The organism is Sorangium sp. So ce124, assembly GCF_051525235.1.
GTDB lineage: Bacteria > Myxococcota_A > Polyangia > Polyangiales > Polyangiaceae > Sorangium > Sorangium atrum.
The window spans coordinates 5,816,958-5,830,938 of record NZ_CP150312.1 but is presented as its reverse complement, the minus strand read 5'-3'; the positions used below and the strand labels follow the sequence as shown (position 1 = coordinate 5,830,938).

Genomic DNA, 13,981 nt, shown 5'->3' with positions numbered 1-13,981 from the left:
TATGCTCGCGGCGATGAATCTGCTTCGACCGATCGGCGCCTTCGTTCTGGCTCTCGGACTGGTCGCAGGCTGTCAGCGAGGCAGCTCGCGCCGGCCTGCGTCTCAGCCGTCGTACGGCCAGGCCTATCCTCCGTACGGCGCGCCCCAGCAGGGTGCTCCTCCACAGCAGCCCGGGTACCCGCAGCAGCCCGGGTATCCGCAGCAGCCCGGGTATCCGCCGGCGCAGACCGGGCCTGTGCCGGCGCCTACCTTCACCGTGCCCACGATGCCGGGGCTGCCGGTGCTCGGCGATCCCATCAACGACATCAACATCGGCTGGCTCCAGTCCGAGGCCGGCGTCGTCATGGGCGCGTTGATCGGCGCGCTGCCGGCGGCCTCGCAGCAGAAGGTGAGGGGCATCCCGTTCATCGCCGATCCGACGGTGGGCGAGGTGAACGCGTTCGCCGGCTGTGACGACCAGCGGATGCCGTTCATGGCGATCACCGACGGGCTCCTCGAGGTAGAGGCGCAGATCGCGCAGTTCAAGGCGACCGACGAGGTCTTCGGGACGAGGAAGCTCGACGAGTTCCTGCGGATGCTCGCGCAGCGACAGCGGCCTGGGCAGCCGATCATCCGGCCGCCGGCGGGCTTCGTCGATCCGGTGCAGCACACGGACGCGCGCAAGGTCGAGCGGCAGCGCCAGCTCTACGACGAGCAGCTCGCGTTCGTCCTCGGCCACGAGCTCGGCCACCACCACCTCGGGCACACGGGCTGCGCGAACGGGCAGGGGGGGAGCCGGGGCGTCACGCCCGCGGATCTCGGGCGGATGCTGTCGCGCACGCTCCCCATCTTCAACCAGCCGAACGAGATCGCGGCGGACGTGGCGGGCGTGAACAACCTGCTCTCCGCTGGCGCGCGGCAGCAGGGATACCGCTGGACCGAGGGCGGCGCGATGCTCACGCTCGGCTTCTTCGCGTCGCTCGATCAGCTCACGCCCGCCTCGATCCTGTTTGCCTTCGAGCAGACGCACCCGCACCCGCTGCTGCGGCAGCCCGTCGTCCAGCAGACCGCCAACACCTGGCGGATGACCGGAGGCGCGCCCGTGTTCACGTTCCCCGGTTTCGGCGGCTGAGCCACGATTTCCCGAGCGTCTCTGCGCTCGCGGGCGCTCGTCCGGAGAGCTCGTCTGCTGCTTCGGCTTGACGCGACCGCGCAGCGCTCCTCCCATCGCGCCGAAAGGAATCGACCATGCAAGCAGAGCTCGGGATCGAGGACCTCAAGGAAGGCACAGGCGCCGAGGCGAAGCACGGCCAGCTCGTGACGGTGCACTACGTCGGCACGCTGACCAACGGCAACAAGTTCGACAGCTCGCGCGACCGCCCGGGCCAGGGCTTCTCGTTCAAGCTGGGGGCCGGGCAGGTGATCAAGGGATGGGATCAGGGCGTCGCCGGCATGAAGATCGGCGGCCTCCGCAAGCTGACGATCCCGCCGGAGCTCGGCTACGGCGCTCGCGGCTTCCCGCCCGTGATCCCGCCGAACTCGACCCTCGTCTTCGAGGTCGAGCTGCTCGCGGTCAAGTGATCCGCTGCGTCGGCCCCGCTGCGTCGGCCGCTGCGCGCGACCGGCGCTCGGGGCGGCGCGCAGGTCGACGCGGACGACGCGCCCGCGGCGCTGCTCACGGCTTGATGGGGGCGCCGCACTCGACGCAGAACCGGTTGCCGATGAAGAGCTCGTGCTTGCAGTGCGCGCACCGCGCGACCCGCACCTCGGTCTGGCGCTTCGCGGGCTTCGATGACGGGGCTTCCTTCACGGGAGGCCTCGCCGCCGTCGTCACGGCAGCGTAGCGGCCGGAGCCAGCGGCGGCCCGCGAGCGCCGATCCGTGAGCGGCGCGGCGGCCATGCGCGACACCGCGCCAGGCGCGCCGTGGGCCTGGCTCCGCAGGCCGTTGTCCGCGATGGAGTGGATCTGGTGCGCCGCGATGCGCTCGCTGTCTGACGAGGCAGCCGCGTCGAGATCGACCTCCTCGCCCGGGAGCTGTGCGTCGTTGACCACGGCGGGCGGAAGCGCGTCGCCGAACTCATCGACGTGGAGGGGCCGGGTGTCGTCGAGCTCGGCGCTGTTCGGTTGCCGCTCGTCCTGCGCGTCGAGCTGGATGCGGACGATCAGCGCCGAGATGTTGTCGGTCCCGCCCGCCTCGTTGGCCATCTCGATGAGGAGCTCGCAGGCCTCGTGCGGATCCTGGGTGATGTCGACCACATCGAGCATCTGCTGCTCCGAGATCATCCCGCTCAACCCGTCCGAGCAGAGCAGGAAGACGTCGCCGGGCTGGGTGGGCTCCGAGCGGATGTCGACCTTCACGGCGTCCTTCATGCCGAGCGCGCGCGTGATGATGTTCTTCGGGAGCCTCGCCAGCTCGTCCTGGCTCAGGTCGGGCTTGAGCGCGAGGGCGTCGTTGATGAGCGAGTGGTCCTTCGTGAGCTGCTCGATCTCGCCGTGTCGGATCCGGTAGCAGCGGCTATCGCCGACGTGCCCGACGTGGATCTGCTCGGTTTCGCACGACACGTAGGCGGCGACCACCGTCGAGCCCATGCCCTGGTGCTGGGTGTACGTGTTCGAGATGACGAACACATCGTGGTTCGCCTTGCGGATCGCCGCGACGATGCGCCGCGCTTCCGGATCGAGCTCCTGCTCGTCGGCCGGGACGGGGCCTGGCAGGCTGCCGGCGCGGGTCGCCTCGAAGAAGTTGTCGAGCGATTTGGTCGCGAGCGCGCTGGCGACGTTGCCCGCGTTGTGCCCGCCCATGCCGTCCGCCACGACGAAGAGGCCGAGCTCGGACTTCACGAGGACGTTGTCCTCGTTGTGCTTTCGCTGGCGACCTACGTCGGTCACGGCAGCCGCGACGGGTCGGGTGCGGCTGCTCGTCCTGAACTCGCCCATTCGCGGCAGATTATACCTGCCCCTCGCTCTCGACCGCCCACATTCCGGCTGCTTTAGCGGCGGGCTGCTCCCTGGGAGCCGGTCGCCTGAGCGGCGATCCTCGGTGACGTACCGGCCGAGGCCGCCGGTGGTCGCGTGCCCCGGGGTAGGGGATCCAGCGCGAGGCGCACACCGATCTGGAAGAATCCGTAAGCCGTGGGGTCGGAGCCCTCGTCAGGGCGCGAGAGGTAGGTGCCGGCGTCGAGCTCGGCGAACACACCGACGCCAAGGATCGGCGCCGGGTAGAAGTCGGCGCCCAGCGCGATGCGGGCGACATCGAGACCGTGGAACACGTGATCGGTCGCTGTTGAACCGGCCGCCGAGGCCTCCGGCCATGTGAAGACCGCTCGCCGGTACCCCACGCCGTAGCTGATCCAGGGGTCGACCGCGATCCCCTGGGCGACGTGGTAGACGAACCCCAGACCCAGGTCGAGGCTTCGGCCGGAGCAGTCGCTGCAGCCTGCCGCTGCCGGGAGCAGGGTGTAGGAGCCGCTTGCTTCCAGGACGGTCACACGGCTCAAGCCGATGCCGAGGTTGGCGCCGAAGGCGAACCCGCCCGAGACCGTGTCGGTGACCGGTTGACCGGCGGCCATGCCGCCGAACGGCTGGCTGTACCCGGCCCGTCCCTGGAGCAGGACGTGTCCGCTTCGCTCGTCGGGCCCGGCGGGGCGCTTCACCCCGGCTTCCGGCCCGGCCTCTTCTTCCTCAGCTACCTCGGCTGCGGCCGTCGTTTGATCTGCGGGCTGGGCGAGGGCCTGGTTGGCCGAGAGCACCCAGCCCGCTGCCGCCACGCCGAGGGCCGGCGCGGTCCACCTTGTCGAGCGCGATCTCACGAACGGCCTCTAGAACAGCGCGGTCCCGAGCGCAAAGGGGGCGCGCGCCGACGAGCAGGAATGTCGCCCGGGCGGCGCGGGCGACGCGACTCGACGCAACTCGACGCAACTGCGCCTCGCGCGCCGACGACAGACCTCCTGGACATGGACAACGCACCGATCTGCAGCGACCACGACAGCCCTTCCGGACCCCTCACTTCTGCTCACCGCGATAGGGCGGCGTCCGCGCCGCCACCGGCGCCGGCCGCGCCCCTCGTGGCGCTGCCGGGAGCGCTCGCCGGAGCGCCCGGCGATCGAGCGGACCCTGGCGTGCGCGGCGGCGAGTCCTTCTCGACCCGGGACGTCACCCTCGATCTCGTGGACGACAGCGACGTGCTCGCCACGGTGTGGCTCCGCTGCGAGCACCCCGGCGGAGGCGCTCCGGTGCGCATCGCCGTCGCGCCGGGGGCCGAGCTCACCCTGGGCAGCGCTCCGGCTGCGGACGTGAGGCTCGACGATGCCGCGGTGAGCGCCCGGCACTGCCGCGTCGCGCACCGCGGCGCCTCGATCGAGGTGACGGACCTCGGCTCTCGCAACGGCGTTCGCGTCGGCGGCGTCCGCGTGCGGCAGGCGATGCTCGTCCCTGGCGGCTGCTTCGAGATCGGTCGCACGGCGATGTGCGTCGAGTCGGCTCGAAAAGTGCCGGTGATCGAGGAGGATGGGCCGCCGCTCCCCGGTCTCATCGGCCGCTCGCGGCCCATGCGGCAGCTCGCCGCGGCGGTCCGGCGGGTCGCGCCGCTCCAGCTGCCCGTGCTGCTGCGCGGCGAGTCGGGCACGGGAAAGGACGTCGTGGCCCGGGCGATCCACGCGGAGAGCACGCGGGCCGACCGGCCGTTCGTGGTCCTCAACGCCGCCACGATCCTGCGCGAGCTCGCGGAGTCCGAGCTGTTCGGCCATCGTCGGGGCGCGTTCACGGGCGCGGTTCGGGAGCGTCAGGGGGCGTTCGTCGAGGCCAACCACGGGACGCTCTTCCTCGACGAGATCGCGGCGCTCTCGCTGGAGGTCCAGGCGAAGCTGCTGCGCGTCGTGGAGGAGGGGATGGTCCGCCCGCTGGGGGCAGAGAGGGCGATGCAGATCAACGTGCGGCTCATCGTCGCGACCTGCGAGCCGCTGGAGACGCTCGTCGCCGAGCGTTGCTTCCGCGCGGATCTCTACGAGCGCCTGGCGGTGTGCCGTATCCAGCTCCCCGCGCTGCGCGATCGGGCCGACGACATCCCGCTCCTGGCCGAGCACCTCCTGGCGAGCTCGGAGATCGGCCGGCGCCAGCTGTCCCCTGGGGCGCTCGCCGCGCTGAGGGCGCACCGCTGGCAAGGCAACGTCCGGGAGCTGCGGAACGTGCTGATTCAAGCCGCGCTGCGCGCGCACGGCCGTGTGCTGCCCGAGCACATCACGGCGGTCATCGCCGATCGCGAGCCCCCGGTCCGCCGGAAGATCACGCCCGCCGATGCGCTCCGCGCCTTCGAGGAGGTGGGCGGCAACGTCAGCGCCGCGGCGCGGCTTGCGGATATCCCGCGGTCGACGATGCGGGATCTGCTTCGCGTCGCGAAGGAGAGGTGAGGGCGGCGCTCGGCGCTGGGGCGCTTTCCCGGGAGCACGCGCCGAGGGGAGGGTCTGCGCGGCGGCCGCGGGTGGGCGCTCGCCATCCGCCGAGGCGGGGACGTGGAGCTCGCGCATGAAACACCGCCCGGCATGTCTCCCTTCGGGCCATGCCACCCGGGACGTTTCGTCGCGCGCCACACAAGGCGCGCCTGAGACGTGGAGCCTGCAGGGACCTTATGGCACCTCGGTCGGTGCTGGATCGCGCCCACCCGCGGCCGCCGCGCAGACCCTCCCCTCGGCGCTACGGGCGTGGATGCGGGGGCGGCGGGTCTCGCATGCCGCGATCGATCGCGGGCGCCTTCACGCCACAGCGCGCGGGCGCCGGGCACCCAGGGCGGCGAGGGCGAGCACGAAGAGCGCCGTCAGCGCCCGGGGCGAGGGGGGAGGGGCGTCGGGAGCAGCGAGGGCGCAGTCGCTGGTGTCGTGGTGGTACGCGTCCGGCGGCGCATCGACGCACTGATGCGTCCGGTCGCAGACCTTGCCGTCCATGCAATCGCGGACCGATTTGCAGAGGGTCAGGCACTGTCCTGTGACCTTGTCGCACGCATGCGATGCGCAGGTCTTCGGCTCGCCGGCCACGCATACGCCGCCCTGGCAAACGTCGCTCTGCGTGCACGCGTCGCCGTCGTCGCAGGCGACATCGTCAATCGGCTCGCAGGTGCCTGGGATCCGGGCGCCGATGGGGATGAGGGCGATGTCCGTGGTGACCGCGCAAACGTCGCAGGAGCCGTCGCAGGCCGCGTTGCAGCAGACGCCGTCGACGCAGAAGCCGCTCTGGCAGTCGGCCGTCTGGCGGCACAGCGTGCCATTGGAGAAGAGCTCGAACAGCTCGGCGGTGGCCAGCGGGATCCCGCCCGCACCGACGCCACCGACCACGAGCACCGTCCCATCGTCGAGCAACAGCCCCGCGGGCTTGCTCCGGGGCGTCCTCAACAAGCGGGCGTCGTGCCAGACATTCGCGGTCGGGTCGTAGAGCTCCGCGCTCGCCAGCGGGCCGCCGGTGTCGGCGCCACCCGCGACCAGCACCCGTCCGTCCGGCAGCTCCGTGGCCACATGGCCCGTGCGCGCATGGCGCATGGGCGCCGCGAGCGAAAAGGACATGGTCTCCGGATCGAAGAGCTCTGCCCGGACAAGGACGCCATCGCTACCCGCGCCTCCAGCGATCAGGACGTGACCCGTCCGCAGAAGCGTGGCGCTATGGCCGGTGCGGGCGTTGCTCATCGCTGCGGGAACCAGCTCCCAGCGATCGGTGCTCGGGTCGTACAGCTCCGCGTCGCTGCGAGCGCCAACATCTCCCCAGCCTCCGACAGCCAGCACCTGTCCGTTCGGCAGCAGCGTCACGGTGAACTGCCAGCGGGCCGCCTGCATGGCGCCGCCGGGTGTCCATTGACCGGTGCCCGGGTCGTATCGCTCGACATCGCTGAGCGCGCCGCCGCTCCCCCAACCGCCGGCGACCAGCACCTGCTCGTTCTTGAGCCGAACCGCAGCGTGGTAGGTGCGGGCGCGGTTCATCGCGCCGGCGGGCAGCCAGGTTTCCTTCGCCGGGTCGTACCGCTCCGCGCTCGCGAGAGGGCCGTCGGAGCTGTTGCCACCCGCGACGAGCACGTGGTCGTTCGGCAGCAGCGTCGCGGTGTGGGCGTGACGGGCGCTGTTCATCCTGGCGGCCGGGAGCCAGGTTCGGCTTGCCGGATCGTACTGCTCTACGCGCGCCTCGTAGCCGGCGTGGCTGAGTCCCCCGACGACCAGCACGCGACGGTCGGGCAGCGGCGTCACGGTGGGGTGGACACGGCCGGTGAGCATTGACCCCGCGGTGGCCCAGCGCCCAGCCGGGTCGTACAGCTCCGCGCTCGCGAGATCACCTTCGGAGGTATAGCCGCCCGCGACGAGCACCTGCCCGCTGGGCAGCAGCGTCGCGGTGTGACTACGGCGGGCGGTACCCATCGAGCCGGCGGGCTGCCACGCTCCCGTCGACGGGTCGTACAGCTCCGCGCTCGCGAGAAAATCACCGGAGGCGTAGTCAACGCCGCCCGCGACGAGCACCCGCCCGCTGGGCAGCAGCGTCGCGGTGTGACGAGAGCGGGCGGTGCCCATCGAGCCGGCGGGCTGCCACGTTCCCGTCGCCGGGTCGTACAGCTCCGCGCTCGCGAGAGAACCAGAGGCGTGGTCAACGCCGCCCGCGACGAGCACCTGCCCGGTCGGCAGCAGCGTCGCGGTGTGATCATGGCGGTCGGCGCCCATCGAGCCGGCGGGCTGCCACGTTCTCGTCGCCGGGTCGTACAGCTCCGCGCTTGCGATAGAATCACCGGAGGCGTAGTCAACGCCGCCCGCGACGAGCACCTGCCCGCTCGGCAGCAGCGTCGCGGTGTGACTAAAGTAAAAGCGCGACGCCGCTTCGCCCTTCTTGTCCTCGGGCGGCGCGCTCTCGCCGGCCTGCGGCTCAGGCTGAGCGAGCGCAGCCCCCGGCGACACGAGCGAGGCGGCGAGCACGACCGCGATCGCTCTGGTTCGGCTCCGGAGCACGGTGGGGGACGATACAGCTTATCGGAAGGTGTCGGGGATCAACGACCCCGCCGTGGAAGTCGCACTCGGGGACGCGGGCGTCGCGGTCGCCTTCGGTGCTCTCGTCGCCCTCCCGACCGGCAGCGTCGCAGGCCTCGGCTTTGCCATGTCGAGCCGCATCCTGGACGGGGCGGCGCCGGCCTCGGTCAGGATCACCTCACCCCGCAGCTCGTCCTTGCCCTTGAAGAGCCGGACGCGATGCCGGCTCCCGGGCGCGCCCTCGAGCGTCACCTCACCGCCGTCGACCTTCGCCGGCGCCCCGTCGATTTCCACCGATACGTCGGCCGGCGACACGGCGAGCCTCGCACGCTGGAGGGCAGGGGGAGGCACGGCGACGACGGGCGCCGTGCTCTCCGGCAGCGCGGCCGGCGCCGGCTCCGTCGCAGGGGCCGAGATCGCCGCGGCCTCGCTGGGCGAGACGCTGTCCTGCTGGTTCGCCGCCATCGAGAAGCTGAAGGCGATGACGCCGGCGGCCGCCGTGAGCCCCATCGCCGTGGCGGCCACGCGGCGCGCGCGGGAGCGAGAATCGCTCCGGCCGTTCGACCGCGCCGCCGCGTCGCCGCTGCCCCTGGTGACGGTCGACTGCCCGATCGTCGTGGAGCCGGAGGCGGCTTCTCGCAGGATCCCAGGCGCATCCTCGGTCGCCGCCGACTCCTCGGTCGCCGCTGACTCGGAGGCCGCGTGCCCCACGCGTACCGCGATCCGCGTGATCCTCTGCCGGTGTGCGTCGTCCAGTGGGAGCGACATCGGACGCTTCGGCGCGATCACGGCGCATGTCGCCTCGCTGACCGGGACCAGGTGCTCCTCGCGGAGCGAAGAGCCGTGGGGGAGGAGCGGGCGGATCGCGTCGAGCATCGCCGCCGCGCTCGGGAAGCGATCGCCGGCATCGAACTTCAGCGTGCCGTGGACCACGGCCACCACCTCCGGGCCGACCCAGGGCGCGAGATCCTGGATCGGCTCGGGGCGCACAGAGCAGATCGCCATGATCAAATCGCCAAACGCCTCGATGTGCTCGTGCGGAACCCTCCCCGAGAGCGCGCGGTAGAGGACCACGCCGAGCGACCAGAGATCGGTGTGATAGTCGATGTCGGTGAGGCCACGCGCTTGCTCGGGCGACATGTAGAGCGGCGAGCCGAGGATCCCTCCGGTGCGGGTGAGGCCCGTCGTCGGGCCGCCCTGGTGCGGCTCCGGCTTGATCTTGGCGATGCCGAAATCGAGGATCTTGACCACGACCTCACCCTCCGCGCGGCGCGCGAGGAAGAGGTTCGCGGGCTTGATGTCCCGGTGGACGATGCGCGCCTCATGGGCCTTCTGAAGACCCACGCAGACCTGCGCCGCGATGCGAAGGGCGGTGTCGGGCTCGAGCTTGCCGACCCTGTCGAGCAGGCGCTGGAGGTCTTCCCCGTCCAGGAGCTCCATCACCATGTAGGGCGCCCCGGTCGCAGGATCGGTCCCTGCGTCGCGCACCCGGACGATGTGCTCGGTGTCGAGCGCTCCCATCGCCCTCACCTCGCGCTGGAAGCGCCCGACGCTGGTCTTGCTGCGGTTCAGCAGCTCGCTCTCGACGCACTTGAGCGCCAGGCGCTCGCCGGTCTCGACCAGCTCGACCTCATAGACCGAGCCCATCCCCCCTTGGCCGAGCAAGCGGAGCACCCGGTACTTTCCGTTGAACATCGCCCCGATCAAAGCCCACGCAGCATACGCGATGGATGAACGTCGCGGAACGAGGGACGGCGGACCGGCAACGGCCCATCGTCCCCGCGCTCCTCGCCGTCCTGAGCGGGCTCTCCCCCTTCGATGCGCCGGCAGGTGCTCGCCGCGCGGCGCGCGAGCGAGGCGTCGATGGCCGTGCAGCGCTCGAGCGGGTAGATGTCGCGGCGCAGAGAGGCGCACGGTCGAAGCGCGCCCCCTGGACGTGCCGGAGCGAGGCGTCCATCCATCGCACGCAGCCAGACGCCATCAGCACAGAGCCGACCGTCGGAGCGCGCCTCCCGGCGCACCGCCGTGCCCTGCCAGCACCTCCCGGCGCCGTGCCAGTGCCTCCCGGCGGCTCCCCGGCAACCCCGGGACGCGTGCCGGCACCCGCTGGTACGGCTCCTCGGACCTGCTGGTGCAGCTCCTCGGAGCTGCTGGTACGGCTCCCCGGACCTGCTGGTACGGCTCCCCGGACCTGCTGGTGCAGCTCCTCGGCGCTGCTGGTACGCCTCCTCGGACTTGCTTGTACGGGCCCTCGGACCTGCTGGTACCGCTCCTCGGAGCTGCTGGTACAGCGCCTCGGACCTGCTGGTACGTCTCCCCGGCGCTGCTGACACGATTCCCGGCCGTCTCGGCGGCGCTGGCCGCGTTCCCGGGCTGCTGGGTTCGCGCCCCGGCCCGCTGGGGCGCACTCCGGGCGCGCTGGCGCAGCCCATGGCGACACAACCGTGCTCTCCGGATCGCCAGAGCCTGCGTGGGCTGCTGCGAGCTCTGCCGTCGTGCTACGCCTGCCCGATCGCCACCCCACTGGAGGTAGGTTATGCGAATCGAACTCTCACAAGAGCAGCACGCCGTTCTGAAGGAGACCCGCGCGGTCGCGACCCCCGCGGAGTTTCAGGCCCTCCTCGATACCGCGCGGCCCGAGATGGATCGCATCGTCCGCGAGGTCATGGAGCCGAGCCAACCCATCTCGACCACCCTTACGGAGCTCCGGGACCTCTATCTGGCCGTTGTCCAGTACGAGGCGCAGCTCACGAGCAAGGCCTACGGCCCCGAGCGCCGCGCGCTGCTCCGCAGCTCCATCCAGCTGCTCGACACCGCGAACCTCTGGTTCGGCGAGGGCAAGCGCACCGGCGCCTACCAGGTCCGGCCCGTCGACCAGGTGATCAAGGCGAGCCGGCCGTGGCGCGCGCGGCTCAAGGCGTTCGCCGATCAGGCGTTCGCGTTCGAGCCGGACGTCGCCGAGCAGTTCGCCGACGTCAACACGAGCGGCACGCTCACCGAGGAGACCAGCGATCTCGCCATGCTGCTCCGGCTCGCCAAGCAGCACCAGGCCCGCCTTTCGCCCGTCGGCCTCACCGAAGACTTCCTGCGCGAAGGCGCCACCCTGCTCGACGAGGTGAGCGGCCGTGACCTGCTCGGCATCCTCGGCCTGCGGAACCGGGAAGAGGCGATGGTGCTGCGCAACTCCATCGTGACGTATGCCACGCTGCTCGGGAACGAGGCGCGCGCCGCCGGCGTCAACGCGTGCTGGGACATCCCCGAGGCGAAGCGCCGCTTCAGCGCCACCTCGTTCCGCGACGCGCTGCGGAGGCTCCGCCCGAAGCGCCGCGGCAGCGCCGCCGCGCCGGACGAGCCGGCGCCCGTCGAGACCAAGCCCACCGACGCCAAGCCCGTCGAGACCAAGCCCGTCGAGCCCTCGCCGGTCTGAAGCCACTCCCGATCGAAAACGCGGCGTGTCAGCGCTGCGGACGCACCGCAACCCCGCTGTCACGCTGGCAGGAGCGCCTGCCTCAACCGGTCGCGCTCCGCCAGGGCTGGCCTTGCTCTCGCGCTCCGCGCGTCAATGGGCGGTGCCCCGGAGGCGCTTCTTGATCGTCTCCCGAACGTCGGCGGGGAGCGAATGGAGATGCTCCTCGGAGAGCATGCGCAGCACCTCCACCGGGAGCGCGAGGAGCACCTGCTCGGGGGCGAGCCCGGCGAGCCGCTGCTCGGGGGCGAGCCCGGCGAGCCGCTGCTCGGGGGCGAGCCCGGCGAGCCGCTTTTCCACAGGCATCGCCTCGACCAGCTTCTGGAACATCTCCTCGTACCCCGGGAGCTCCTCGATGTCCGGCTGCTTCATCCTCGTGTCCCTCATCCACTGCTTCAGCCACCGTGCTGCCTCGCCCGGCAGGGCGGACCGATGGCTGAAGAGCCGCAGGTAGTCGTCGCGTTCCGCCTCGGTCACCTCGTCCGTGATGGCGAGGTACGTATCGTACATCGGCCCGTCGATGCGCGCATACCCTCCGCCGAGCGGGCTCAGAGTCCAGCCCTTGCGCGCCAGATCCTCGCGCAGCGTCGGCGTTACCGATGCGACCACCAGCACCAGCGTCAGGTCCGCTGGCGCCGGTAGCTCGTCGAGGTGAGCCGTCTCGTACAGTCCGCCATAGGTCACGAGCCGCACCAGATCCCCGGGCCGGAACGACGACTCGACGGGGCTCTTGTACTCCACGATCGCCACACGCCCGAGCCGCGCCCAGAGCGCGCGCAGCACGAGCGCCTGGTCATCCTTCCGCTCGGCGCCGACCCGACGAAGGAGCAAGAGGTCCGCGCGCTGAGGCTCGATCGTGAGCCGCACCTCGGACAGGACCTCGAAGTTCGGCGGAGCCCGGTCTGCGACGAGGCTCACGAAAGCCAGATGCCAGAGGTCGAATCGCAGCTCCATGACGGCGAGGATACCTAGCGGCGCCGCGGGCGGCCGCTTCGAAGCGCTTGCCCGACGCTCGGGATCACTGCGCGCGGAGTCGTGCCTTGCGTGGCCGGCCACGCTTCACCGCCGGTAGCTCCCGCTGGCGGAACAGCGCCCCAGGCCGGACGCCGAGCACGTCGGCCAGCTTTACAAGGACGCCCACTCCGATGTCGCTCTTGGCGCGCTCGATCTCTTCAGAAGGCGCCCGCGACGCTGAGGGAGGCCTGACCTGGCGCCACGAACGGCGCGATCGCAGTGATGCGCGGCCCGTCCGCTGCGGTCTGCTGCTTCTGCGGGTACCAATCGATCATGGCGTAGGTCGCGGTGCCGACGACCCCGACGCCGAAGAGGACCCACCCGGTGATCGCCCAAGGGACCGCGCCGTCAAAGCGGTCGAGCTTCTCGCGGAGCTTTCCGCACGCGTTCCTGAAGTCGGGCAGGTCGCCCGACGGATCTTCGCGCGCGCCACACGGCTGAGACCTGCGGTTCGCGGGGATCGCGCTCTGGTGACCCGCGACGTACGCCTCGATCTGCCCCCCGATGTCGTCGGCGCTGCTGCGCGCGTCGACCGTGATGGCCGAGCCGACGATCCCCATGACCAGGCCGACCCCGGCGACGCCGGTCCCCGCCCAGGCGAGCGGTTTGCGCGCGTACCAGTGGAAGAACGGCTCGCGTCCGCCGGAGGCCTGCGCCGGGCCCATGGAGCCCATCGTGCTGCTCGTCGAGACGCTGAAGCCGCCGGCGCCCGTCGGCGCTGCGGGTGATGGTGAGGGGCTCGGCGCGGCTGCGCCAGGAGGCGTCGCGCCGGGAGCGGGCGCGCCCGGCGCCGGCTGCGCGATGTTCGTCGCTGGAGGCGGTGCTGGCGCCGGCGGCGCCGTGGTTGAGGTGGGCGCACCGGTCGGCGTCGCCGGGGTTGGCGCGCCGACAGGCGGCGTTGCGGGCGTCGCGCCGGTCGTCCCCAGGGTGAGCGTCGCGGGCGTGGCTGTGCCGACCTTCGCGTCCACCTGGGTGGTCGCTGATCGGTCCTGGTAGGTCGCGAACAACGTGTGCTTGCCGGGCTTCACGAACACCGGATCGAGCAGCGGCGCCTTGCCGATGAGGACGCCGTCCACGCTGATGTCCGCGCCATTCGCGTCGGCGCTCACGATGAGGAAGCCGGTCTTCCGTTTCACATCGGCGATCGCCTTCTCCGCTGCGGCGCGCTGCTCCGGGGTCGCCGCGGCGTGCTCGCGCAGGAACTGCTGCAGGTGCTTGCCGGAGTCTTCGAGGTGATTGGAGCGAAGCTCGCTCTGTCCGAGGTTGAGCAGCACGGCCGGGTGTCGCTTGAGCGCGTAGACCTGGAGGAAGGCGGTGCGCGCCTCCTCGAAGCGACCGCCGTCGTACGCCTTGACCCCTTCCTCGTAGCGCTGGCGCGCGACCTCGGTCACGGGATCGGACGGTTGCGCGAAGCTCAGCGGCTCGCTGAGGAGAGAAGGGGGGAGCCCGGTCTCCGTGAGCACGGCGGGAGCGATCAGCGAGAGCAGGAGGACTGGGGCGCAGGCGCGTGTTTTCATGGCTCCTCAGATCGGGCTT

10 protein-coding genes are annotated in these 13,981 nt (G+C 71.4%); 4 read left to right on the top strand and 6 right to left on the bottom strand.

Features of this window, described 5'->3' with window-relative positions; genetic code table 11:
* Positions 1–13: 13 nt before the first annotated feature.
* Complete coding sequence (locus WMF19_RS21835) at positions 14–1,111, top strand: M48 family metalloprotease (protein ID WP_437900852.1); 1,098 nt, start codon at positions 14–16, stop codon at positions 1,109–1,111.
* Positions 1,112–1,227: 116 nt separating this feature from the next.
* Positions 1,228–1,560: an FKBP-type peptidyl-prolyl cis-trans isomerase gene (locus WMF19_RS21830; protein ID WP_272099563.1), complete on the top strand. Its 333-nt coding sequence runs from the start codon at positions 1,228–1,230 to the stop codon at positions 1,558–1,560.
* 94 nt (positions 1,561–1,654) lie between these two features.
* Here WMF19_RS21830 and WMF19_RS21825 read toward each other — a convergent pair whose 3' ends face one another.
* Together WMF19_RS21825 and WMF19_RS21820 are read right to left on the bottom strand one after the other, a co-directional pair.
* Positions 1,655–2,869 (bottom strand): Stp1/IreP family PP2C-type Ser/Thr phosphatase, encoded by a 1,215-nt coding sequence (locus WMF19_RS21825; protein ID WP_437900851.1) that lies wholly within the window; start codon positions 2,867–2,869, stop codon positions 1,655–1,657.
* A 101-nt stretch (positions 2,870–2,970) separates the two neighbouring features.
* Complete coding sequence (locus WMF19_RS21820; RefSeq protein ID WP_437900850.1) at positions 2,971–3,789, bottom strand: hypothetical protein; 819 nt, start codon at positions 3,787–3,789, stop codon at positions 2,971–2,973.
* Positions 3,790–3,933: 144 nt separating this feature from the next.
* On the opposite strand from WMF19_RS21820, the gene WMF19_RS21815 reads away from it, so the two are divergent.
* The gene (locus WMF19_RS21815; protein ID WP_437900849.1) at positions 3,934–5,385 is read left to right on the top strand and encodes a sigma 54-interacting transcriptional regulator; all 1,452 of its coding nucleotides are present in this window, start codon (positions 3,934–3,936) and stop codon (positions 5,383–5,385) included.
* A gap of 342 nt (positions 5,386–5,727) precedes the next feature.
* Here WMF19_RS21815 and WMF19_RS21810 read toward each other — a convergent pair whose 3' ends face one another.
* Together WMF19_RS21810 and WMF19_RS21805 are read right to left on the bottom strand one after the other, a co-directional pair.
* Positions 5,728–7,914, bottom strand: coding sequence for a Kelch repeat-containing protein (locus tag WMF19_RS21810; RefSeq protein WP_437900848.1), 2,187 nt, complete (start codon positions 7,912–7,914; stop codon positions 5,728–5,730).
* A gap of 51 nt (positions 7,915–7,965) precedes the next feature.
* On the bottom strand, positions 7,966–9,660 hold the full coding sequence (locus WMF19_RS21805) for a protein kinase domain-containing protein (protein ID WP_437900847.1): 1,695 nt from the start codon (positions 9,658–9,660) through the stop codon (positions 7,966–7,968).
* An 841-nt stretch (positions 9,661–10,501) separates the two neighbouring features.
* On the opposite strand from WMF19_RS21805, the gene WMF19_RS21800 reads away from it, so the two are divergent.
* Complete coding sequence (locus WMF19_RS21800) at positions 10,502–11,392, top strand: hypothetical protein (protein ID WP_437900846.1); 891 nt, start codon at positions 10,502–10,504, stop codon at positions 11,390–11,392.
* Between the two features lie 132 nt (positions 11,393–11,524).
* Here the strand turns inward: WMF19_RS21800 and WMF19_RS21795 are convergent, their stop codons facing one another.
* Together WMF19_RS21795 and WMF19_RS21790 are read right to left on the bottom strand one after the other, a co-directional pair.
* Complete coding sequence (locus WMF19_RS21795) at positions 11,525–12,385, bottom strand: hypothetical protein (protein WP_437900845.1); 861 nt, start codon at positions 12,383–12,385, stop codon at positions 11,525–11,527.
* Positions 12,386–12,603: 218 nt separating this feature from the next.
* Entirely contained in the window at positions 12,604–13,962 is a 1,359-nt protein-coding gene (locus WMF19_RS21790; protein WP_437900844.1) for a hypothetical protein, read from the bottom strand.
* Between the last annotated feature and the right edge of the window lie 19 nt (positions 13,963–13,981).